The organism is Actinocorallia lasiicapitis (genome assembly GCF_054778695.1).
In genome coordinates this window covers 1-919 of sequence record NZ_BAAGZI010000812.1, presented here as the reverse complement: position 1 = coordinate 919, position 919 = coordinate 1, and the positions used below count along the sequence as shown (strand labels likewise).

The window sequence follows — 919 nt, the reverse complement described above, 5'->3', positions numbered from 1 at the left end:
AGCAGACCCCCCGGCGGCGCAGGCTGAACCCCCGCGCCTGGGTCGTGGGCGCGTTCCGCGAGGTCGCCGCCTTGATCGCGGTGGCGATGACCGCGCTGGTGATCGGCGGCCTCGGCCCCGGGCTGGCGTTCGCGGGGGCGGCCCTGGCGTTCGGCCTCGGCCATCAGATCCTGCGCTGGGCGACCTTCAGCTACACCGTCCACCCCGACCGGGTGGAGCTGCGGCATTCGCTGCTGAGCCGGTCGGTGAAGACCATCCCGATCGACCGGATCCGCGGGGTGGACGTCACGGCGGCGCTCCCCCACCGGCTGCTGGGCCTGGCCGTGGTCCGGATCGACGCGGCCGCGGGCGGCGACGAGGGCGTCCTGGACGCGGTCTCCCGCCGGGAGGCCGAGCGGCTGCGCGCCCTGCTGCTGCCGGGCCGTGCGCCCCGCGAGCAGACCATCGCCAGGGCCGACTCCGCCTGGCTGCGGTACGCCCCGCTCAGCGGCGCCTACCTGCTGACCCCGTTCGCGCTGGCCGGCAGCGCCCTCGGCACCCTGTACAACCTCGGCGACGAGCTGGGCCTGATCGGCGAGGGCACGCTCAGCCATCTGGGCGATCTGGTCGTGGAGCTGCCCGCGGACGTCGTCGCCGCGGCCGGCGGCGCGCTGATCCTCGCCCTGCCGCTCGCCTCGGTGATCGTTTTCGCCCTGTTCAACTGGGATTTCACCCTCCGCGCCGACGGCAAGGACTCCCTGGTCGCCGAGCGCGGCCTGCTGACCAGGCGCGCCGTCACCCTGGAACGCGGCCGGATCCGCGGCGTGGAGCTGCGCGACAACCCGCTGGAGCGGGTGGCGGGCGTGGTCAGGCTGACCGCTCTGGTGCCGGGCCTGGGCGACGTCGAGCAGCGCGGCACCCTCCTGCCGACCGCGCCGCG

At 75.5% G+C, this 919-nt stretch carries 1 protein-coding gene; it reads left to right on the top strand.

What is annotated here, in order from left to right; genetic code table 11:
* Window positions 1-919, top strand: a 919-nt coding sequence (locus ACYVE7_RS34775; protein ID WP_460370902.1) for a PH domain-containing protein, incomplete at both ends; no start/stop codon positions are given.